This window comes from Poriferisphaera sp. WC338, from assembly GCF_050931845.1.
Taxonomy (GTDB): Bacteria; Planctomycetota; Phycisphaerae; order Phycisphaerales; family Phycisphaeraceae; genus Poriferisphaera.
The window spans coordinates 3,590,767-3,611,165 of the sequence record NZ_CP194516.1 but is presented as its reverse complement, the minus strand read 5'-3'; the positions used below and the strand labels follow the sequence as shown (position 1 = coordinate 3,611,165).

Genomic DNA, 20,399 nt, shown 5'->3' with positions numbered 1-20,399 from the left:
AGAGGCGATGTGTGTGCAAGATGATCCTACGTGTGGAACACGTGGGTTTGTGTATGCGCAATGTTTAAGAAGCGGGTACACCGTAGTACACTTCGATGGGAAGTTTGGGTAAGCGGGCGTTCAGTCTTGCCTTGCATTCATCCATAAATGTATCGGTGACAGGTTCGACGTAAGATTCGGCGGTGCTGCGCGCGACCGAATAAAGCTGAACACCTTTCACGTCACTGCCGTTCTGGATGAGGTCAGTGATGCGATCGATATAAGTATCGAACTCGGCGGTGGGTATGGGTTGTCCCATGACACGCATGAGCATGGTTTGAATGATGACGGGGTAGAGCTTGGCGGTTTGATTGATGTTGTCTAAGACGCGGGAGAGTGGCACACGTGTACGGTTGACGAGTTGGTAGTAAGCCTCGGTGCCGGCATCGAGTTTGGCCCAGATCTCGCCGTTGTGTGCCATCATTTCACCGAGAGCGTCTTGGACAGCGATGCGGGAGAGGACGGTGGCGTTGGTGATGAGGACGATTTTGGTTTGGTCGAAGCAGTGGGATTGTTTCAGTTCGATGACATCACGAACGACGGCGCCGAAGCCAGAGAAAGTGGTGGGTTCACCGTCGCCGGAGAAGGCAATGTCGTTGAGGCGTCGAAGGTTGGCCGGGACATCTTTGAATTTATCAAAGGTCCAGATCTTGCCGGTTTGGACGAGTTGGAGCAGTTCATCGAGTTCAGTGTGGATTTGCTTGATGTCGACATGAATGGTTTCTGGTTCGTTAGAGCGGTCAACGCAGCAATAGATGCAGTCGTAATTGCAGGCCTTGTTGATGTTGAGGTTGATGCCAATGGAGAGTCCGCCGGAGCGCCGGGAGATGACGGGGTAGACATAGGTGAAGGATTCCCAGAGACGCGCGTGATCTTGGTATGCGCGATTGACGACATGGAGAGGGTCTGCGGTTGGATCTTGAGAACTGCTCATAACATCATTGTATCGTGATGGTGAGGTGAGTCCCAAAACTGGCATAGGCTGGCATATGGGGTGGGGCGAGAGTCATGTTTTGATGCGTTAAAAGGTGGGGCCGTCATCGATCTCGACAATGCCATCGGCCGGCATGACTGGGATTTGGGCTGGGCTTGGCTCGGTGGTCATGCCGCCCCAACTCGCTTGGTAGAGTTCGACTTGTTGCATGCGGAGTCGCCAGATGGTGTCGACCATCTGCTGGTCGAGCATGATGTGCATGACGCGGGCTGTGAGCCAGTCGATCATGTTGAGTTGCCGTTTCATACGCCAGTTGTCAGCGTATTCAACTTCGTTTTCGATGATACGGTTGAGTTGATTGTAGAGATATTTGAGATTGTCCTGCTCGGTATTTTGATTGTAGATGATGTCCATGACTTGCTTGCGGGTTTTATTCTCAAGCGATTGGAGATACTTTTTCTTTTGCTTATGGACATACATAGCTTTGGCGACTTGGGCTTGGTTCTGATCAAAAATAGGCACGACCATGGAGCCGGCAGGGCCGAAGGTGTTTTCATTTTGGATAGCACCCTCCCATGCAAAGCCAGCTTGCATGCTGGGAAACAACAGTGTTTTTTGGTATTCCATTGCAAGCTTTGCGGCTTGTACTTCGGTATTGGCGGTCAGAATATCCAAACGATGCTTCATGGCAAAATCGACGTATTTCTGGGGGTCGTCCAGTGATTTGTACATCCAATCGAGCGTGCTGGTGAATTTGACTTGCTGCGCGACGTTGTGGAGTGAGAGCGAAACATCAAGGCGCGTCTCAGCGATTTGCAGTAGATTTTGCATGTTACGAACGACAATACGCTGTTGGGCGGCATCGGCGCGAGCACGTTCGAGCACGAGTTCGCCAATGAGACCGTGGCGGTAACGAACGAACATACGGTCAGCAATCAATTGTTTTTCCTGCTGCATGCGTTCAGCGAGCATGAGCATTTTTTCACGATAAACAGCATGATCGTAAGCCATTTCAGCTTCGGCAGCGGTCTGTACGATGAGCATGGTGACCTGCTGTGCCTTGATATCAGAGAGAGATTCAAAGAGTTTTTTGCGCGCGGGGATTTGCCAAAGATCGGAGATGACGAAGAGGAGCGAGGCGGTGGTATTGCCAACATTGGTTGGAAGGGCAAGGAACCCGGCCAATGGCGGGTTGGTCAATAATTGTGATTGGAGCAAGTCTGAAGCGGCGATGCCGAGTTCTTCAAAGCCGGCTTGAAGTTCGCGGTTGTTAAGGATGGCAATGCTAACCGCTTCTTCGCGGGTGAGACCATCTTCGAGGAGTGTTTCGATTGATTCGTTGATTATGATACGATCTTCATCAGTTTGTTCCCAAATGAGATTGCGCCCGGTGCGCTGTTCGTTGAGTTCAGTGACCTGTTTCCATTGCATCTCAGTGCTTACTTCACAGCCAGCGAGAATAGCGAGGAAAGCAACGGTACCTACCTGAATGATTTTAATAATTGGTAATGGTTGGTGTTTCACTTTGACCTATCCATGAGCTAAGCAATGGTTAGAGGTTGTTGTACTTGTTGCCTTCAAATTTCCATGGTGCAGTGTTACTTCGCGGATCGTATTGAGGATCGCGGGGTTTGACATTGACCCAAGTGAACATGCCTTCAGGAGGCATGATGCCCATGGGTGCGTTAGGCATCATGTTCATGGTGTGGTGTAAGACATGGCAGTGCATACGCCATGTGCCAGGGTTCCATGCGACGAACTCAATGTCACGTGTTTGACCGGGATGAATGGCAACGGTGGCTTCTTTGTACCTTGCGGAGGGCTGTAAGGGACCGCCGGTGGTGCCGACGACTTCAAAGGAGTAGCCGTGAAGATGGATAGGGTGCATTTTAAGGGAGAGGTTGCCAAAGCGGATGCGGACGCGATCGTATTGATTAACCTGGAGCATGGGAAGTTTGGGAAGGGTGAGTCCATTAAAGGTTGCGATCTTCGCTTCCATCTGAACGACGTTTGGTGCTTCATTTCCTGGGATGAAAAACCATTGCTGGAGCATGATGGCAAAGTCACGATCGATTTTGTGTTCGGGCTTACGGGGATGAACAACAAAGTTTCCAGCAAGCCCCATGCCTTCCTGGACCATCATGTTAAAGCCGGTGTGATACATAAGTGTGCCAGATTGATGGAGCGTGAATTGGTATTCGCGTGTTTGGCCAGGGAGGATGGGACGATGTGCGTTCCAAGGGAAATAGCCGGATGCGCCATCTTGAGAGAAGGGGAGCTCAAAACCGTGCCAGTGAATGGAGGTTGGTTGGGGTAGTTCGTTTTTAACGACGATGCGGACAGTGTCGCCTTCGGTGGCTTCGAGTGTGGGGCCGGGACAAGAGCCGTTGAACCCCCAAGCGAGCATGGTTTTTTTGACAGTCGGGCGATAGGAGAACGGGCGGTACGGGCCGGTGCTGTTGAGGAGGGAGTAGGTGTGTTCGGTGAAGCCGTCGGTGATCTCGATCTCAATGGGTTGTGCAATCAGTTTGAAAACTTTGACATCGCCATCCATTTCGTAACCGAGAGGCGGTATACCGGGTGAAATAACACGCCCCATCTGTTTACCCATAAGTGGCGGTGGCGGTGAGTATATTTTGCCTTTTTCAATGCGTGGGAAATGATTACGCTCTGGATCAACGGGCAAGGCGCTTGGAAGCTCGCGGTTGCCGACGGAATAAAGATTATCTAACTCCTGATTCGTGATGTCTACGATGTCTTGGTCGTGGATCAAATCGTTTCTGGATGGCTTGGCTTGACCTACAGCGCGCGCGGCAACGCCTCCGCCGGTAATAGCAGCGGCAGCTGATGCGAAAAACCGCCGTCTAGATATTGGGTGAGGCATTGCGTCTCTCCAAGCCATAATCATTAGCGATGTGGCACGTGACCAATATCGCTAGTAAAACACACCGTGATACTGCTCGGATTTCTTCCCTCTGTATGATCAATGTCGTCGCAGTTGTGGGACGACTTGATCGTTTATGACAGAGATGATCCCTGATCCAATAATTCGTTTGTTATCAAAAGATGGTTTACGAGAGGTGCTGAAAATGAAGGCGTTTTAAGGCTCAATTTTACGGCGCATAATTTTACCGGTGCCGTTACGGGGCAAGGCATCAAGAACTTTGATTTCGCGGGGGACCTTGAATTGTGAAAGTTTTTGGCGACAGAAATTTCGGATGTCTTTTTCATCAAAGGTCATGCCAGGATTCATTTCGACATAGGCGACTGCAACTTCGCCGCGAACATCGTCTTTGCGGCCAATAACTGCAGAAGCAAGAACAGCATCATGTGAGTTAATGACTTCTTCGATTTCACGTGGGAAGACGTTTTCGCCACTGATGATGAGCATTTCTTTTTTGCGGCCAGTGATGTAGAGGAAGCCATCATCATCAATTTTTCCTATGTCACCAGTGCGAAACGTGCGGAGTGGCATGTCTTCACCGGGGATGCGGAGCTGGAAGATGACTTCATGGGTGAGTTTGGGTTGCTTGTAGTAGCCTTGCATGACGATGGGGCCAGCGATGACAAGTTCACCTTCGTGATTAGGTGGCAGGATACGATCTTCGTCGTCGAGGATGAATTGTCTCACGGTTGGCAGTGGAAGCCCGACGGAATGAAGGCGGTTTTGATGGTGTGTGGACCAGTTGGTGGCGGGGGTGGTTTCGGTGAGGCCGAATCCCTCGAAGATTTGCAGGTTAAAGCGGTCGCGGGCTTTTTCATAGACGGCAGTGGGTAGCGGTTCGGCACCGGAGATAGCGTAGCGGAGCGAACTGAAATCTTCTGCTTCAGCACCCTTGACTGAGAAGAGTGCGCCATACATGGAAGGGACACCCATGAAGATGCCGGGGCGGTGTTTGCGCATAAGTTCGATGATTTTTTTCGGCATGAAGCGAGCGGTGTAGATAATTTTTGAACCGATGGCGAGTGGGATGAGTGTGAGAGCGGTGAGACCGAAGGAATGGAACTGAGGCAAGACACCCATGAAGATATCTTTTTCGGTGAGTTGTGCGTGGATGACGGCAGCTTTGACATCGGCAGCAAAGTTACCATGTGAAAGCATAACACCTTTGGGTTTGCCGGAGGTGCCGGAGGTATAGAGGAGTGCGGCGAGATCGTCTTTGTGTTTGAATGGCGGCCAGCGAAACTCAGGAGCACCGGTGAAGTCAAGGTCTTCGAGTTTAAGCAGCTTGACGTTGTCAGGGAATTGATAGTCGTCACCGAGGAAATCAAGCATTGCGCCTGCAGTGATGATGGTGTCGATGTCGGAATCGTTTACGACATATTCGAGTTCTTCAGGGGAGAGGAGATAGTTGAGTGGGACGGCAACGCGATTGGACATCCAGACGCCGAGGAGGGCTGCCGGGAATGCGCCGCTGGTGGGGAGCATGATGCCGACGTTTCGGGCACTGGTCGTTTGATCGAGATGTTGTGCGATAAAGAGAGATCCGCCGAGGAGCTTGCCATAGGTCCATTTTCGTTGATCGTCGATGATGGCGACTTGCTTGGGGTGGCGAATGCCTTGCCAGATGATTTGCCAGAGTAGATTCACACCTCGTCCCTTATTTAAAGCTTGAAAATATCGCACCCATGATATCCGAAATGCTTGCGATTAGCTTGCAAATATCACATGATGCTAAGGCGCTTCCCTGAGTTTTTGAAAAAAGGTTCTGATATCTCATTAAGCTGTTTACAATGAAGCCATTCTGTGTTTATAGCCGAGGAATACGACAGGGATGGACATACCATGAATCAGTGGAAGAAGCATAATAATGTTGTTGTTGCCTGCTTGATGTGGGTTGTGATGGGGATGTGGCTTGCGGGCTGCAATACGCTGAAGTCGCAGCATGAAAATACACCGCTTGCGATGCAGAGCATGCACCAAGCTTATGATCAGGGTCAGTATGAGCGGGCGCACCAGATTGCGACCTCCATCCAAACGGATGATCATAATTACCGTGCGGTGTCGCAATACATTGCAGGTAAGAGCTTGCATCAGCTTAAGAAAACACGGCGAGCGACTGATCATTTGCATACAGCACTGAAGTATTCACGTGACAAGATGTTGACGGCAGATTGTCATGCGGAATTGGGCATTATGTATAGCTCGATCGGACAACAGAAAGAAGCTGCAAAGTACTTCCTGCTAGCAGGGAAGGAATTGAGTGAGCCACAAGATCGAGCTAATGCGTATTTCTTTGCGGCGATCGCGCAGCAGAAGCTTGGCTTTCACAGCCAAGCACGCCGAACTCTTTATCTTGCAAAGGCAGCAGGACCGAATCAGGAATTGCTCACGCGTATCGAAAAACAGCTTGCGGTGAGTGGATACACTTTGCAGATTGGCGCGTATGTGAATCGGAACAATGCACGTGATGTGGCAGATCAGATCCGTTATCGTGCAGCTATGTTGAAGCTGGGCGAGCCGTCGCTTGCGGGGATTGAAGGGCGTGGTGGCCGAACCTTTGTGCGTGTACAGGTGGGTGCATTTTCAACATATGAAGCAGCCAAGCATGCGAAACAGTTACTGAAAGCGCCAGATGCAATCATCGTTCCGCTTGTGCAACGCAAGCAGTAATAACGGCTGAATATTCTGAAAAGATAGGAAGAAGGGATTAGCCGATCACCATGCGGTCGGCTGCGAGCTGCGCAAATTGGTTCAGAACGGCCTGTTGATTTTCATCAATCTGATCGAATGCAAGGCCGTATTGATAACGACGAAAACCTATTTTTTGCACACGTTTCACAATGACAGGGAACATGACTTGGATCTTGTCGTATTGAATCGTCAATTCGAATGATTCGCCTTCTTTGACGCATTTGCCTTTGCGTTCGATACACATTCCTGAAGCTGAGAGATCGATCACTTTACCCATTGAGCACTTGGTGCTTTCGCAACGCAAGCGGCCATGTCGGCGGCGATCATCTTCCTTGTACTCGGGCCGGAATTGTAATGGAGCATTTCTCGCGATTCTCATACAACGGGTATCGAACGGTATGGAGCGAGGATCAATAGGAAAGAATTGAAAAGCTGATATGTCATGTTAAGTCATACGCATTGTATGCTTCAACAATCGTGTGAGATTACCTGATTGTTACAGTCGGCAATCTTTAACATAGCTGCACGTGGTAGCAATCATAGTTTGTATTGGAATTTTGAGAGATCGATTTTTCCTTTGACGATCTTGACACCCTCCGCTTTGAGCATTTTTTCTTTGCGAGCTAATCCGTGTGCGAAGCCGGTGAGTGATCCATCAGAACCGACCACACGATGGCATGGAACTTCTGGTGCGTAGGGGTTGCGGTTCATGGCATTGCCTACAGCGCGGTAGGCACGTGTTCCAAGCTTGGTGGCAAGGTCACCGTAGGTGGCGACTTTGCCTTCGGGGATGCGTGCGGTAAGTGCCCAGATCTTCTGATTAAAATTCATACCTTCACGGATGCGGCCAGCAAGAATTGATTTTTCATACATAAACACCTCACATGGGGTGGATCATGCCAAGGTGATGTTCGGCATGACGCAGATGAAGTTGCAACCAATCGTCATCTGACATTTTACCCAGTAGTGGATGTGCGGGTAGCTTTGGTTCGTGACGAAACCGCTCGACGGCTTTATGGAGCGCTTCCAGCCCCGTTTCGTCGGTGATGTCAGATGTTGGTTCGAGTTTTTTGAGTTTGCCACGCACATTCATGCCGGGCTTGAATCCTTTTTGCAAGATCTTGTCTTTGTTGAATACCGCTCGTATGAGTATGCGGAGGATCATCGGAAAGTGTGGCAACCCATCCATGCACATGACCATCCAAGTAGCAAGATGGTGACAGTTTTGGCCAAGAGACCAGTCTGCACATTTCTGATAATCACCAGATGCTAGGCGATCTGCTTCCTCAAGAATTTGATCAATATTCTGAAAATAGAGTGTTCGTCTTTTTAATGGTATGTCACGATGCGTTTGTGTCTCGCTCATAGGTTCTTCCCACACAACCGAATCCAGTTGGATGTTGATAGTAAGTGTTTACATTACTCGACAATTTGGACATTGCCAAGGTGGAGTTCACCGTGACGGCAGTGGAACGTGATCCATTCTTGGCGGGTAAATTTCTCAAAGATGGGATGTGGAAAGTAGGTGTTAGCACGATTGAAGGTGTCGATCGCGTTGCGGAGGTCATCTAATGCTTGTTCTGTGGAGATGTTGGGATCGGGGATAAAGTCGGTGAACTTGCCGGGGATTGTAAAGCCGCTTGGGATGCCGTCCTTGAACATTTTATTTTTACGCAGCTTTGCAAGCTTACGGATCAGAAAGGGCGCTTTAAGAGCCGGTCCTTTGGCGCTCATGCGGATGGTGATGGCGAGATGTTTGATATTTTGGGCGAGTGACCAGTCCTTGAGCGCTTCAACACGGCTGCCGGCGCATTGTTCTGCATAGGCAAGGATTTCATCAAGACTGTTAAAGCGGATGGCGTTTGCGATGGGCATGGAGCATTCCTTGTGGCTGTACAGATAGCACTGTCGCTTGTGTGGTCAAAGGCCCAATCTACGAGATCCAAAGATTATTTCAATTGTTTTTGTATTACGTGATTCACGTAAAAACGCCCGGTTTTACCGGGGCATTGATGGTGATTGATCTTGTGTGACGATGGGATTAAGCCGCACGACCGGGCTTACGTTTTTCGGCAAGTCGTTTTTTGATACGTTGAATGCCACGGAGGATGTCGGCTGCTGTTTTGAAATTGGATTTATCCGGGTGTTTGGGTCGCAGGATCGCCGCGGTCAAGGCACTAAGCGCATTTGCTTGATCGCTGTTGGGATCGAATGAGACCAGGTGCCCGAATTCGGGATTGATGTTTGGCTTGTTGATTTGCACAGCGAGGTAGTAGGAATCGACAGCCTTATCGACCTTTTGATAGGCCGCAGTCATTTCTTCATTGGTCACATGGCCGCGATCAATCATGCGGCCAAGCATCCGTTGGATTTGGCTGGTACGCATCATTTCGCCGTAGAGACTTGTGAGCATAGGTGATTCTTTAAGTTTCTCACCGATGCGGACTGCGGAACCAAAGTCGACAAAGCCGACACCGTCTTTGGTGATGACAAAGTTATCCAGCCGCAGATCGAGGTGAATGATCTTGGCGTGGTCATGCAGGGCGGTGAGGAGTTCGGCACTTTGCTCTGCGAAAGTAAGTTGTGACATGGGTTGGTTGCCGGTGCGCATCCAGTTCATATGAAGCGTTTTGATGAAGCCTCGCTCATCTTTTTCTGCGCCGAGTAATCTTGGAACGCGGCTGCGATATTGTTCCGGCAGGTCACGCTCAAGGATTTTCAGGAAAGCGACTTCACGTGTCAGGAACGTTGGGAAGACCTGTTCAACGAATTTTTTGGCACGTGCTTCGATGTCTTCTTGTGATGCATCCGGGAAGCGAGCTTTGAGGCGGAAGACAATGTTGTCGAAGCTGGGGACATATTTGGTGACGACATATCCGTGCTCAGCATTGGGCGCGGGTGTGAGTTGGACGCAATAGGTGAAACGATCTGTGATCTCGCCGGGGAGGATAAGATGGATTTTACGTGCGGTGAAGTAGTAGCCGTGCGTGGTGATGCCGGGGATGCGCATACCGAAGACGGTGGTACTGATTTTGGTGGGAGGCTGCTCGATGAGGAAGCCGTTTTGGTTGTCATACATTTCAGCGAGGCGTCGAACTTTTTGTTCACTGAAACCGACATAGCAGAAGAGGCCTCCCCAGCGGAGACGGTCAAACATTTTGTCAGGAAAGCGCGGGAGCCCCGACCCAGCAAAGAGGAAGTCGTATCTATCTTTGCCAGTGAGTTCGTCAGTTTGATGTTCGTCGAAGTGTGTGATGGTTTGCGCATCAAGAATTTTGTCACGCATGACTTTGATCAGACGGTCGCGTTCCTGGTGTCTTGGTGCAAGATCGGAGTTTGCGATTCTGTTGTTGCTGCCGTTTTGAAACATAGACCGGTAAACCTTCCTCGGCAGCTCAGATAGTCTCACCCTCATCGTGCTTGCTCCCCTCTGCGGCCCATACGCATGGTTTCCGTGGTGGTAAAAGGCGCGCACGAACGCTGCTCATCTTTCGAAGTACAGGTTTTATCGGCAGCATGATGGATCAAAACAAGCTTTCAATTTACTAAATCATCAGTTGGTGGGAGCTATCTAGAGGGAGATATTCTAACGGGCATTGCCGCAACATGTTGAAGCAATGTCGTGGGTCTTGCTGTGTTTTTTATGTCCTATAAACACGTGCGGCAGGATTGTCTGCTAGAGATGTGTTGCGTGGAGATTGGTTTATGGGGCAGGGTCGCCAAGGAAACCGCGAGCAACTTTCCAGACGTCGCCTGCACCCATGGTGACGAGCAAATCGCCGGGGCGGGTGATCAGTTCGAGCTGTTCGATGATGGCATCGAAGGGGTAAAGGTGCATGGCTTGCACATTCTTTTGCCGCAGGCGGTCAACCAGATCGGCGCTGGTAACCGCGTGACGTTCAGCTTCGGAATCACGAACAAAATAGATATGTGGCACGATGACAACGTCGGCGTCGCTGAAGCTGGTGGCGAACTGCTCCATGAGGAAGCGTGTGCGTGAATGCTGATGGGGTTGGAAGACGCAGATAAGCCTTTTGGGTTGGTAGTGATGTTTGAGGGCGCGGAGAGTGGTTTCGACTTCGGTGGGGTGGTGGCCGTAGTCGTCGATGACAGTGATGCTATAGTCGGACTGTTTGTCGCCCGCATCACGATGAGTGAGATAGTCTTTCACGCCGAGCAGTTGCATGCGACGATCAAGTCCGCGGAAGGATTCAATCGCGGCGGCGATTTGTTTCCAGTCGGCACCAAGGCGGTGTGCGGTGATGGCGGCGGCGGCGGCGTTGTAGGCCATGTGAACGCCGGGGAGCGGGACGCGCCACTGGCAAACCTTTTCGCCGTTGTGATCGAGATGTGCGCGCCCTTTATTGAGGCGTACTTGCCAATCAGCTTCGGGGGAGTAGCCAATGGTTTCAACAGGGCAACTTAGGCCGGCGGTGATTTCGAGGCGACAACCCATGTCGTGATTGATCAAGAGTGTGCCGCTTTCAGGAACTTTCTTGGCGAAGACACTGAACGCTTCGACGATCTCGTCTAACCCCGAGTACATGTCGAGATGATCGGCTTCGACGTTAAGGATGATCGCGTGTGTGGGGTGGAAGTTGTGAAAGGAACGATCATACTCGCATGCTTCGGCAAGGAGGAAGTGGTTGGGGGAATCATCGGCACAGACGCGGGACCCGCCGCCGATTTGCTCGCAATTAGCACCGACGATGAAGGATGGATCGAGGTCACACTGGATCATGATGTGTGCGAGGAAGGAGGTAGTGGAAGATTTGCCGTGTGTGCCTGCGATAGTGATGGCGGTGCGCCCAAGCATGAGTTGGCCGAGCATTTTGGCGTACTTCACGACGGGGACAGCGCGCTTGCGAGCAGCGCAGACTTCGGGATGATCATCCTTGATAGCAGCAGAGATGATCATGGCGTCGCAAGTTTCGGGGAGTGACGCTTCGGCTTGTTGGTCGGCGATGGGGATGCCAAGGTCAGTGAGTTCTTGAACCGTTTTGGATTGGCCGAGGTCACTACCGCTGCAATGAGCGCCGAATTGGTGGCACATGCGCGCGAGGCCGGACATACCGCAACCGCCGATGCCGACAAAATGCAGGTGTTTACCAGACAATGCGATACGACCAGATGGATCGACGCCGAGGATATCGCGATTTTCACCTTCAACCTTCTGTTTAAGATCACTCATGGATGAGATTGTAGCTGCTGGAGGGTGCGGCGCACAACGGGTGTTGCCGGTTGGGGGTAAGGCAGATTACCGCCACAGATTAGAAACGTGTCTGCCATAAAAATTGTCCCGTTCCCGTGCTTCGGCTGGTGTGATCTTGCTAAAAGCTTGATCTTCATCGTTGCGGTTTCGTGATTCAGTTGTCTTGATGAAGAGCATTTCATGAAGGAAGGGATTGGCGAGGTTGGCGTATAGGAATGTGTGGTGTTCTCGCTTGGATTCGAGGCTTTTGACCTCATTGAAAAGCATGAAGGATGACTGACGGAAACGGATGGTGGTACGGGGTGTGATGTTAGGATCATATCGTTCGCTGAGCATCCAGATGGGGCTGATCAGTGAGCGATTCCGGTTTGCGGTACGGTTTATATCGCGGGAGACATATTGTTCAATTGCCTTGCGGAGAACTTCGTCGGTTTGCCATTGCTTTCGATAGATTTTCATGGCTTGTGTGAGACGAAGGTCAACATAGGCGTCACGTCCCATCCAGCGGTTGTACGATTCGACATCTAGTTCGCTGCCGCTGAGGCATAGCGCTTCGGCTGCGGCACGGATAGTAATTTCCTGAATACGGTTGAGTCGATCTTTGCTTCTGGGGAGAGGATCAACTGTGTGGATGGAGGGGTAGAGGTAATTGATGTTGCCGGTGGCAGGCCAGTATTTTTCGATGATGCGTTTGGCGAGCATCGTGCTGTTCTGTTGATCGCCAAGCATGGCGAGGGCACGTGCGATGGTTGCGAGGACAAGCGGGTTATCTTCAATCGTGATACGTTCTTTGAGTGAGGCGATGAATTTTTTGTTCTGGCTGATACCGATGGCGGTAACGCATGCGGCGCGGAGGTTGTAGGGTTCGTTGTGATCACGGATGACTTCGAGAAGTTCATTAGTAATGCGGATTTTATCGCGGGCGCTGTGCCGAATGTTTTCGCTGCCAGATTCGATGCGGCGGAGGTAGATGCCAAGCGCAAGGGCGGCAAATCCACGGTTAGGATCATGCGCCATTACCTTGCGTGTGCTAAGTGAGAGACCCGCATCGAGGTCGAGGATGGTTTGTAGCAGTTCGGCATCTTCACTGCTGCCGATTTTCCCGAGTGTGATCAGGAGGAAGCGGCGATCATATCCTGCCGAGGTGAAGTGGTCGATACTGTCAAAGCCGTAGACCCATAGCAGATCGCCACCGATATATTGGCGACTTTTGGTAGGGCGGGAGCCAACAAAACTTTGGCCAGTACGAACACGATCTGATCGCCCGCCAAACCCTTGGTATGGAAGCAGGTTGCTGCGTCTTTGATAGAGGTCGCGGAGTTTTGTACGGAGGGTGTCTGTGCGGTTGGGATTGTCTTTGCGATTTTCGAGGCCGATGGCAGCAGAGGTTTTAAGCGAGAGGCGCATGCTGTTGAGTTTGTTTTCTGCCGTTCGGTTGCGAGGGATGGCGTTACGTGCAGCATAAACCAGATCATTCAGTTTCTTGATCGTGGGGATTTTGAATTTTGATGTATCGTTGCCGCGAACAAGATTAAGAAGAACTTGCCGTTCGCTTTTTATGCCAAGGTCGGCATAGCTTACGATGGCATCATTGACGACGTAAGGGTCGCTACTATTGCTGAGGAGTTTGAGCGTGATATTTTTCGATTGAGGATTAGCGACAAGACGTGCGAACCATGCGGCTGCCTGGTGGACTACGGGCGAATTGTCTTTCAGGAAGTTGATAGCGAAAGCGATGTCTTGTTTATTGGGTTTCTCAAGAAGTGTGATCGCCATGATCTGTGCAGCTTTATCTGAAGCAGTCAATTCAAATTCTTTGGTGTGTTCGATCAGCCGGGGAGAACGATTCATGAGGCCGAGCGCGAGATAGGCATTACGGCGGACGTTGGGAGCCAAGTATTCGGTGAGTTGTTCGAGGCGATCGATGGCAGATGTAAGGTTAATGCGTCCTGCGGCAAGTGCAGCTTCGGCGATGATGTGTGGTGATTCATGATGAAGCAGTTTTGAAATGAGCTTGCCCGCTTCCTTGCGCTGGGTTTGCCATGAGGCGTCGTATTCGACGGACTCAGGGAGCTGGAGGTAGTCGATGGCGTTGGCTTCCCACCAATGATGCCATGAGACGTAGTCATTGGCCCACTTTTCTTGGTTGGGCGTGAGGATTTCGTGGCCAACGCGGGTTTCGGGATTGTTGTTTTTGCTGAGGCTGGTGTCTATTTGGATTTGCGCATTGGTAGTGGCGGCACCAAGGGTACATACGAACAAGACACAAACATGGAAAAGGACGGTTGCTTGCTTCTGCATGATGTTTTCCTTGTTGCCTAGAAGTTGCATTCAGAATGAGGCAGGGTGTGTTTGAAAACACATGTTGGGCAATATCTATTCAACCTTATGACGGACATAAAGTAAATAAGTTTCACACGAAAGTGAAAATATGACGGATCAGGTACGGAATGTATGTTGGCAATGGGACTTACGAGCGCCAAACTCACATGAAGTGTGTACCATAGCTGTCATGAGCGAGACACTTGGATCTTTCTGTTTGGTACTGCACGGCCACCTTCCTTATGTTCTGCGTCACGGCACATGGCCGCATGGCGAGGACTGGCTATACGAAGCAGCGGCGGAAACGTATCTTCCGATTCTGGCGATGCTGGACGAGTGCGTGTATTTCAAGGCGGTGCCCAAGATCACGATGGGTTTGACACCGGTGTTGTTGGAGCAGCTCAATCATGAAGTCTTCAAGACGGGGTTCATCCATTATCTGGAGGACCGCATTGAGCGAGCACGGAAGGATCAGGTTGAGTTTAAAGAGGTAGATAATGGCCATATGAAATATTTGGCCGAGCGATGGGAAGCGTTTTACAAGAAATTGCTCGAGCAGTTTGAATCTTATGATCGCGATATTCCTGCGGCGTTTGCTGAGCGCGCTAAGAAAGGATATTGCGAAATCTTAACCAGTAATGCGACACATGCGTACATGCCGCTGCTTTATGAAGATGCGTCGATCCGTGCACAGATCCGTGCGGGCGTTGCGTCGAGTGAGCGAATCTTGGGCTTTAAGCCAACGGGGATGTGGTTGCCGGAGTGCGCGTATCGTCCGAGTGGCGATTGGAATCCACCAATTGGCTGGGGTCGTAAGCAAGGTCGCATTGGGGTCGAACATCTCGTTGCGGATGAAGGAGTGGATCACTTTTTTGTTGAGTCGCACTTGATTGAGGGTTCGCGGTCGGAACAGGTTTACAACGATGGCAAGTGGTGGAAGGTGGATTGGGATGAAGCGAGAAAGTATCCGAATCGCGGGTGGCGAAGTGTGAACGAGCCGCATGGCGTGAACTCGGATGGAACGGGCTTAGCTGCCGCAGCAGCGTTTGCACGTGATCAAGCGGTTTGTGAGCAGGTTTGGTCCGGCGCGATCGGGTATCCAGCTGATGGGGTGTATTTAGAATTCCATAAAGCATGGTCGCCGAAGCGTGGATTACGATACTGGAAGATCACCGGTAATAAGGTCGACCTTGGCGACAAACATTTATATGTGCCGGACGATGTGCCTGGCAAGATGCATGAGCACGTATCGCATTTTGTGAATACGATCAAAGATCGCTTGCGGAAGTACCGTGACGAGGTTGGGCGCCCGGGTGTGGTGGTTACGAGTTTTGATGCGGAGTTATTTGGTCATTGGTGGTTTGAGGGGCCGCAGTTCTTGCGGGATGTCATGTTGTCGCTCAACTCTGATCCTGAAGTGACGGTGTGTACGACGCGAGAATATCTGGACACGCACATGGTGGATAAAGTGGTCGCTTTGCCGGAAGGATCATGGGGCGAAGAAGGCGATCATCGTGTGTGGACCAATGACCAGGTGAACTGGATGTGGGACATCGAGTATCGTTGTGAGAGCACATTTGGGAAGTTGACTGGTGAATTGGACTGGCGGAAAAACGAACAAGTGAAAGAATTGCTTGAGAAGGCTGGGCGGGAGTTATTGTTGTTGCAGGCATCGGATTGGCCATTTGTAATTCGTCGTGGCCAAGCGGTTGATTATGGGATCAAGCGATTCATGCAGCATGTGAGTCGATTTGAGGTTCTGACCGCTTTGGCTGAAAAGGTTGCTGAAAATAGCGAGTATCTCGGGCAGCTGAATGAGGTGGAGCGGTTTGAGGTACAGGATGCGGATATTCATGACGTGATCTTTCCGGAGATCGATCTGAATTGGTGGAATATGTAGATGTGGCAGTGCGGTTAAACGGTAAGTTCAACGTTGATTAGCGTTTGCGGGCATTTTTTCCAAGATTGTTGGCAGATGTGTGTTGAATTTGTGGTGGTGAGCAGCCGATAGATAGATGTAAGACCGCTTAGGTACTTAAAATGATGAGGGTGGGCGGATCGATGCAGACAAGCCGGCGGAGGCTTGGATCTGTACGAGGGAGGTGATGTTCTGAGGGGGCCATTTGGGGTGGGTAGCGAGCAAAACATGAAGATCCTAGTTGCAACATCTAACCCGCATAAGCTCGAAGAGATCCGCGCGATCATGGTGGACGCTGAAGCTGAGATTATCAGCTTGAATGATCTTGCGCTTGAATTTCCTGAGCCGGTGGAAGATCAAGACACGTTCGAAGGCAATGCGGTCCTGAAAGCGAAGTACTATGCAGAGCGTACGCAGATGTTATGCATGGCAGATGATTCGGGATTAGAAGTGGATATTTTGAATGGCGAGCCGGGCGTTCTGTCAGCTCGGTATTCCGGCAAGGTCGGTCCGCGGAAGATTGTTGATTGGGCAAACAACAAGCTGCTTTTACAGAAAATGAAAGGTATGGCACCAAGCAAACGAACGGGCAGATTTGTCTGTGCGATGGCGCTCTGCGATCCGAAGAAAGATAAGCCACTCGTTGAGGTGCGTGGGACGATTGAAGGTCGTATCTTAACGTTGGATGAATGTGATGATGTGGTGCGTCCGGAAAAGGGTAAGGGCGACAACGGGTTTGGCTATGATCCGATTTTCTTTGTGCCGGGGCTTGGCATGACGACGGCGGAGCTAACGGCCGATCAAAAGAACCGTGTGAGCCACCGCGGTGCGGCTGCGCGTGAAATGGCGCGGCAACTAGTCTTGATTCAGAAAACACAAATGGGCGAGAAAAAATAGACTGCGTATTTGTGTGGAGGAGATGATTTAAGCAATAGACTTGTATGCAGCGTGCGAGAGCACGCTGTTTTTGTGTGCGCAAACTTTGTGGGTTGGTATGATTGTGGCTGAAATTTATGATAACGCCATTTTCGGGAAGGTGATGCAGATGGAAGAGTCAGAGACATATGAGTTGGGCGAGGTACTGGTAGTTGAAGAGCCGAAGTTGGCGGTGACACCTCGTGATATGAGTTGTCCATTGTGCGGCCGATCGGATAAGAAGATGGAGCGGGGGAAGCCGTTGTATGGGACAAAAGTTTGCAGGAAGTGTTATTACGGTTTCGCGAATCGGCGGCAGATTGCTTATGTGGTAGATATGCTTTTGTTATATATGTTGCTGATGGTTTTGTTTTTTGCGATTGGTTTATTAATGGCGATTCTATCACCTGCCAATACCTCTGCGGATGAGGGGGTTTGGTTTATATTGGTTTTGTTGGGGGCGGGGATTGGAAGCTTGATTCTTTTTACTTTTAAGGACGGATTTCGTGGATACTCATTGGGAAAGTTAATCTTTGGTGTGCGAGTGATTGAGAAGCAGACGGGTGAGCCGATTGGTTTTGGCAAAAGTTTTCGGCGAAATATTCGAGTTGAAGTGATTGGGACATTATTGAAACTGATTCCGTTTGCAGGTGGGATTGCGTCACTTGTTTTCTATTTTGTGATTGGTTCGAAGCTGTGCGAAGGGCCTCGAATGGGAGATGATTCTGCTGGGACAAAAGTCATCTGGAACCGACACAAAAATAAGCATGTGTTTGTAGATACGACGTTCTGTGAAAAATGTGGGTATGACTTGCGGGTGACAAGCCGAGATGAATGTCCGGAATGTGGCGAGGGAATCAGTGCGAGGAAGCGGCAGGTCATTCGTGAATTGTATGGAGAGATGGGGGCTGAGATGTGAGTAATGATCGCATTGTGATGGCTGAAAAGGGGAAGTGTTGCCCGTTGTGTAAACGGAGTGGGGCACGTGTGGAGTGGAAGAAGTTATATGGTTTTGATGTATGCAAGATTTGCAGATGGAACACAGCGTGGGCGAGATGTGTTGCGTTTTCGGTGGAGTGGATTGCATTTGTTGCGATTCTTATGATGGTCCAGCAAAAAAGTATCGTTTTGTCTGAGTCATACTTGGAATCGATCGATATGGGTGCGTTTGGAGGTGAGGTCGTGGTGTTGCTGGCTATTTCGGCGGTTGTTTTGATTGTAGGGCATATTTTGTTTGCGCTGAAGGATGGTTTTGAAGGGTACTCGCCAATGAAAAAGGTGTTGGGGTTAAGGGTGGTGGATGTGAAGACGGGTCAGGGGATTGGTTTGATGCAGAGTTTTAAGCGGAATTTCGGTGTGGCGTTCATTGGCGCAATATGTTTGCTGGGTGTTGTTTGCTTGATGCTTGGGCCGGTGTTGTTGTTGATTGCATGGGGGATGGTTGCGGGGCAGCTTCGGGGTGGATTTCGACTGGGAGATAAATGGGCGGGGACGAAAGTGGTTAGTATGAAGCACGTGGATAGAGTGCCGTATTTGGGTGTGCCGATCTGTGATGTATGTGGGTATGACTTGCGGGCAACGAGTCGTGATGAATGTCCGGAATGCGGGGAGGCAATCAGTGAACAGAAACAAAAAGTAATTGAACAGGTGTCCGGTGAGATGGGTGCTGAGATTTGAGTAATGATCCTATTGTGATGGCTGAAAAGGGGAAGTGGTACCCGTTGTGTAAACGGAACGGGGTGCGTGTGGAGTGGATTGCGTTTGTCGGGGTTCTTTTTGATTTGTGTGTTTGGTTATTTGTTTGTCGCTTTCGTAGCGATCATGCGGCATGTCTATATTGAGGTGAGGACGGTTGGGACGGCAGTGTGGGCATATGGTTCGGGATTGATATTGCTGCTCTGTGTGGTTGGGGTTGTGCGGGGGCATTGGGTGACGTCGAGTTTGGCGATGGTGTTGCCTTCGGTTGTGGTGTTATTGTTGAGGCCGTGAGCAGTTTTATTTGTGGGCGAGATCGAGGCTTGTCCTAGATATGTTTATTTCTTTGCGGTGTGAGTATTTTGCATCGAGGCGATATCACGGCCAGCTACATTTGCGTGATTCGCAGACGGTGATTGAGGAAGAGATTATTGCGAAGTAGTTTGAAGATGAGATGCGGTATAAGCGTTGAGGTGTTGGGGTTAGTTTGAGGCGAGTTGGGTAGGAAGAAGGTGAGATTTGGGTATGGATTGGTGTTGAATGTGGATGCTGAGGTTGTAGTGGAAGATGGCGAGGGAGATGAGGGCGGTGAGTGCGAAGGTGATGCTTGCGAAGAAGAAGATGGGGCGGATGTATGTGATGGTGACGAGGGAGGAATCGAAGAGGAGGAAATTGTTGGTGTGGTAGGCGGCAGTGGTGATGAAGGCGGTGAGGTGGCAGGCGGGGAGGAAGCAGACGGCGAGGATGGTGAGGAGGTGTGCGATGTGGCGAAGGGATTGGGTGTGAGTGAGTTTGCGTTGAATGCTGTAGTAGGGGAGGGTGAGTGAGGCGATGTAACGGATGGAGATGATGAGTGTGATGTAGAAGAGTGACTCGTTGGTGAGGCGGAGGAGGGAGGTGCAGGTGAAGATGAGGAGGGTGCTGTTGTGATGGGTGTAGAGGTAGGTAGCGAGTGAGAAGGGGAAGGCGAAGAGGATGAAATTGCGGAAGGTTGCGAGGCGTTGTGGGTAGTGGGGTTGGTGGGGATGGTTGTGGATGAGAAGGAGTGCGGCGGAGAGGAAGGCGAGTTGGAGGATGAGGTGTATGGTTGGTGTGATATGGTAGAAGTGGATGAGTGATGGGGGGAGTTTGTTGACATGTGTTGGTGTGATGATGTTTAGCCAATGCGTGCTGAGGCAGTTGGGGGCGAAGATGGGCGAGATGGTGAGCGAGAGGAAGTAGCGGGTTGCTTCGAAGAGGATGAGGAGGATGATGGTGGTGATGAGAAGGGTGATGGAACGCCGGAAGGCGCGGAGGTGGTGTGGTGGTGCGAGGAGTAGGTGTTGATGTTGTAGGGTGAGTGAGATGGGCTGGCCACATTCGGGGCAGTCGAAGATGGGGAAGAGTGTGCGTAGGTTGTAATCGCACTTTGAGCAGTGGATGTTGTGAGGGATCGGTTGATCGTAGGGGAGCCGGCCGGAATGAGATAGGTTGTTGTACATTTATAATAATGACGTAACTTGAGAGGCGGTGTTTCAGCGTATGTGTGAATAATACAATTTTTTTTGTGATGTGGTGGGGAATTGGTGTGTAGCTGAGGGTGTCGAGGTGTGCGAGAGGTGTTGAGGTTGGTGGATGAGTTAGGTGAGATTTGCAGTGTGATGACGCGTGTGGTGAACGAGATGAACCCGCGACGTGATGTGTATTGAATTGATGCGATATTGATGGTTAGAAAAGGTTGTTGGAGAAA

At 50.6% G+C, this 20,399-nt stretch carries 18 protein-coding genes; 6 read left to right on the top strand and 12 right to left on the bottom strand.

From position 1 onward, the window contains the following. Positions 1-64: 64 nt before the first annotated feature. The 4 genes from ACQ6WK_RS14935 to ACQ6WK_RS14920 form a co-directional block, all read right to left on the bottom strand. A complete protein-coding gene (locus ACQ6WK_RS14935; protein ID WP_432798186.1) occupies positions 65-973 on the bottom strand; it encodes a radical SAM protein in 909 nt (302 codons plus the stop codon). Positions 974-1,060: 87 nt separating this feature from the next. Beyond that, positions 1,061-2,497, bottom strand: coding sequence for a TolC family protein (locus tag ACQ6WK_RS14930; protein WP_432798185.1), 1,437 nt, complete (start codon positions 2,495-2,497; stop codon positions 1,061-1,063). A 28-nt stretch (positions 2,498-2,525) separates the two neighbouring features. Next, complete coding sequence (locus ACQ6WK_RS14925) at positions 2,526-3,857, bottom strand: multicopper oxidase family protein (protein WP_432798184.1); 1,332 nt, start codon at positions 3,855-3,857, stop codon at positions 2,526-2,528. A 216-nt stretch (positions 3,858-4,073) separates the two neighbouring features. Continuing rightward, positions 4,074-5,600, bottom strand: a complete 1,527-nt coding sequence (locus tag ACQ6WK_RS14920; protein ID WP_432798183.1) for a class I adenylate-forming enzyme family protein — start codon at positions 5,598-5,600, stop codon at positions 4,074-4,076. Between the two features lie 159 nt (positions 5,601-5,759). Here ACQ6WK_RS14920 and ACQ6WK_RS14915 point away from each other — a divergent pair, with 159 nt between their 5' ends. Then, on the top strand, positions 5,760-6,587 hold the full coding sequence (locus ACQ6WK_RS14915) for an SPOR domain-containing protein (protein ID WP_432798182.1): 828 nt from the start codon (positions 5,760-5,762) through the stop codon (positions 6,585-6,587). A 37-nt stretch (positions 6,588-6,624) separates the two neighbouring features. On the opposite strand, the gene ACQ6WK_RS14910 is transcribed toward ACQ6WK_RS14915, so the two are convergent. The 7 genes from ACQ6WK_RS14910 to ACQ6WK_RS14880 form a co-directional block, all read right to left on the bottom strand. Further along, the gene (locus tag ACQ6WK_RS14910) at positions 6,625-6,987 is read right to left on the bottom strand and encodes a PilZ domain-containing protein (protein ID WP_432798181.1); all 363 of its coding nucleotides are present in this window, start codon (positions 6,985-6,987) and stop codon (positions 6,625-6,627) included. 158 nt (positions 6,988-7,145) lie between these two features. Further along, a complete protein-coding gene (locus tag ACQ6WK_RS14905; RefSeq protein WP_432798180.1) occupies positions 7,146-7,481 on the bottom strand; it encodes an MGMT family protein in 336 nt (111 codons plus the stop codon). A gap of 7 nt (positions 7,482-7,488) precedes the next feature. Then, the gene (locus ACQ6WK_RS14900; protein ID WP_432798179.1) at positions 7,489-7,974 is read right to left on the bottom strand and encodes a DUF1569 domain-containing protein; all 486 of its coding nucleotides are present in this window, start codon (positions 7,972-7,974) and stop codon (positions 7,489-7,491) included. 53 nt (positions 7,975-8,027) lie between these two features. Beyond that, positions 8,028-8,483: a DUF1569 domain-containing protein gene (locus ACQ6WK_RS14895; protein ID WP_432798178.1), complete on the bottom strand. Its 456-nt coding sequence runs from the start codon at positions 8,481-8,483 to the stop codon at positions 8,028-8,030. 166 nt (positions 8,484-8,649) lie between these two features. Continuing rightward, the gene (locus ACQ6WK_RS14890; protein ID WP_432798177.1) at positions 8,650-9,978 is read right to left on the bottom strand and encodes a hypothetical protein; all 1,329 of its coding nucleotides are present in this window, start codon (positions 9,976-9,978) and stop codon (positions 8,650-8,652) included. A gap of 333 nt (positions 9,979-10,311) precedes the next feature. After that, complete coding sequence (gene murC, locus ACQ6WK_RS14885) at positions 10,312-11,799, bottom strand: UDP-N-acetylmuramate--L-alanine ligase (RefSeq protein ID WP_432798176.1); 1,488 nt, start codon at positions 11,797-11,799, stop codon at positions 10,312-10,314. A 66-nt stretch (positions 11,800-11,865) separates the two neighbouring features. Next, positions 11,866-14,121, bottom strand: a complete 2,256-nt coding sequence (locus ACQ6WK_RS14880) for a HEAT repeat domain-containing protein (RefSeq protein ID WP_432798175.1) — start codon at positions 14,119-14,121, stop codon at positions 11,866-11,868. A gap of 211 nt (positions 14,122-14,332) precedes the next feature. On the opposite strand from ACQ6WK_RS14880, the gene ACQ6WK_RS14875 reads away from it, so the two are divergent. From ACQ6WK_RS14875 to ACQ6WK_RS14855, 5 genes are all read left to right on the top strand, one after another. Further along, positions 14,333-16,042: a 1,4-alpha-glucan branching protein domain-containing protein gene (locus ACQ6WK_RS14875; protein ID WP_432798174.1), complete on the top strand. Its 1,710-nt coding sequence runs from the start codon at positions 14,333-14,335 to the stop codon at positions 16,040-16,042. 246 nt (positions 16,043-16,288) lie between these two features. After that, on the top strand, positions 16,289-16,957 hold the full coding sequence (rdgB, locus tag ACQ6WK_RS14870) for an RdgB/HAM1 family non-canonical purine NTP pyrophosphatase (RefSeq protein WP_432798173.1): 669 nt from the start codon (positions 16,289-16,291) through the stop codon (positions 16,955-16,957). 148 nt (positions 16,958-17,105) lie between these two features. Next, on the top strand, positions 17,106-17,894 hold the full coding sequence (locus ACQ6WK_RS14865) for an RDD family protein (RefSeq protein WP_432798172.1): 789 nt from the start codon (positions 17,106-17,108) through the stop codon (positions 17,892-17,894). After that, on the top strand, positions 17,891-18,652 hold the full coding sequence (locus ACQ6WK_RS14860) for an RDD family protein (RefSeq protein ID WP_432798171.1): 762 nt from the start codon (positions 17,891-17,893) through the stop codon (positions 18,650-18,652). Before ACQ6WK_RS14865 ends, ACQ6WK_RS14860 begins: the two co-directional genes overlap by 4 nt. A gap of 66 nt (positions 18,653-18,718) precedes the next feature. Next, entirely contained in the window at positions 18,719-18,964 is a 246-nt protein-coding gene (locus ACQ6WK_RS14855) for a hypothetical protein (RefSeq protein WP_432798170.1), read from the top strand. 188 nt (positions 18,965-19,152) lie between these two features. On the opposite strand, the gene ACQ6WK_RS14850 is transcribed toward ACQ6WK_RS14855, so the two are convergent. After that, positions 19,153-20,151, bottom strand: coding sequence for a hypothetical protein (locus tag ACQ6WK_RS14850; RefSeq protein ID WP_432798169.1), 999 nt, complete (start codon positions 20,149-20,151; stop codon positions 19,153-19,155). Positions 20,152-20,399: the final 248 nt, after the last annotated feature.

What these genes read in the sequence shown, in the direction of transcription:
- murC (WP_432798176.1), bottom strand. Translation starts at nt 11,799, where the DNA reads ATGAGTGATCTTAAACAGAAGGTTGAAGGTGAAAATCGCGATATCCTC.
- ACQ6WK_RS14895 (WP_432798178.1), bottom strand. Translation starts at nt 8,483, where the DNA reads ATGCCCATCGCAAACGCCATCCGCTTTAACAGTCTTGATGAAATCCTT.
- ACQ6WK_RS14900 (WP_432798179.1), bottom strand. Translation starts at nt 7,974, where the DNA reads ATGAGCGAGACACAAACGCATCGTGACATACCATTAAAAAGACGAACA.
- ACQ6WK_RS14915 (WP_432798182.1), top strand. Translation starts at nt 5,760, where the DNA reads ATGAATCAGTGGAAGAAGCATAATAATGTTGTTGTTGCCTGCTTGATG.
- ACQ6WK_RS14905 (WP_432798180.1), bottom strand. Translation starts at nt 7,481, where the DNA reads ATGTATGAAAAATCAATTCTTGCTGGCCGCATCCGTGAAGGTATGAAT.
- rdgB (WP_432798173.1), top strand. Translation starts at nt 16,289, where the DNA reads ATGAAGATCCTAGTTGCAACATCTAACCCGCATAAGCTCGAAGAGATC.
- ACQ6WK_RS14865 (WP_432798172.1), top strand. Translation starts at nt 17,106, where the DNA reads ATGGAAGAGTCAGAGACATATGAGTTGGGCGAGGTACTGGTAGTTGAA.
- ACQ6WK_RS14850 (WP_432798169.1), bottom strand. Translation starts at nt 20,151, where the DNA reads ATGTACAACAACCTATCTCATTCCGGCCGGCTCCCCTACGATCAACCG.
- ACQ6WK_RS14880 (WP_432798175.1), bottom strand. Translation starts at nt 14,121, where the DNA reads ATGCAGAAGCAAGCAACCGTCCTTTTCCATGTTTGTGTCTTGTTCGTA.
- ACQ6WK_RS14875 (WP_432798174.1), top strand. Translation starts at nt 14,333, where the DNA reads ATGAGCGAGACACTTGGATCTTTCTGTTTGGTACTGCACGGCCACCTT.
- ACQ6WK_RS14890 (WP_432798177.1), bottom strand. Translation starts at nt 9,978, where the DNA reads ATGTTTCAAAACGGCAGCAACAACAGAATCGCAAACTCCGATCTTGCA.
- ACQ6WK_RS14925 (WP_432798184.1), bottom strand. Translation starts at nt 3,857, where the DNA reads ATGCCTCACCCAATATCTAGACGGCGGTTTTTCGCATCAGCTGCCGCT.
- ACQ6WK_RS14935 (WP_432798186.1), bottom strand. Translation starts at nt 973, where the DNA reads ATGAGCAGTTCTCAAGATCCAACCGCAGACCCTCTCCATGTCGTCAAT.
- ACQ6WK_RS14910 (WP_432798181.1), bottom strand. Translation starts at nt 6,987, where the DNA reads ATGAGAATCGCGAGAAATGCTCCATTACAATTCCGGCCCGAGTACAAG.